Below are 624 nucleotides of genomic sequence, written 5' to 3'. Positions count from 1 at the left end.
CCACCAAAATCCGCCATTTCGCTATCATCCATTAGGCGTTCATTCGTGGTTTTCTCGAGCATTCTCAATGAAAGGGGCTCCTTGACAGAACGCTATCCCTGTTGCCACTTCGACGAAAAATAGGGAGGGCAACTATGCTACGTGCGTTAACGGCAGTGGGTCTTGTAGGAGTTGGGCTTGGGCTTGGCGTTCCCGCAGAGGCCGCAAAAATCGTATTTTCTGGACAAGGCAGCGTAGACGCTTCCCAGGGAGCTTTGGTCAGGAACGCTGCGGCCTCGAACGGGTCTCCGTTCCGTTTTACCTTCACGCTTGATACGACCGCTCTTACTTTCTTAGAAGGTGGCGACCAGGACGCGTTCTACGACCTGCCAGTGACGGATTTTTCGGCAACGATTGGGAATTACGCCTTTACCCTGTCGGGAGCGCCGGGTTTTGAACCCCTGCTATCGATTAGCCGCGGTTTCACCTTTTTTGGTCAACCGTTCAGCGAACCGGTGCTGGTTACGACGTTCAACTTCGCTAGCGCGCGCAGTACAGGATCGTCGCTCGAAACGCCGTTCGCGACAGGGGCAGGCGCTTTCGGGGCACTAGCGATCAATGCGTTCTTCCGCGCGGAGAATGGCG

At 55.4% G+C, this 624-nt stretch carries 1 protein-coding gene; it reads left to right on the top strand.

The features are described from left to right. Positions 1 to 134 precede the first annotated feature (134 nt). A partial coding sequence (locus IFT71_RS21090; protein ID WP_192143473.1) for a hypothetical protein occupies positions 135 to 624 on the top strand: 490 nt, incomplete at its 3' end.

The organism is Sphingomonas sp. CFBP 13733 (genome assembly GCF_014841795.1).
In the GTDB taxonomy this organism is placed as follows: Bacteria; Pseudomonadota; Alphaproteobacteria; order Sphingomonadales; family Sphingomonadaceae; genus Sphingomonas; species Sphingomonas aerolata.
This window is presented reverse-complemented; position numbering and strand designations above follow the sequence as displayed.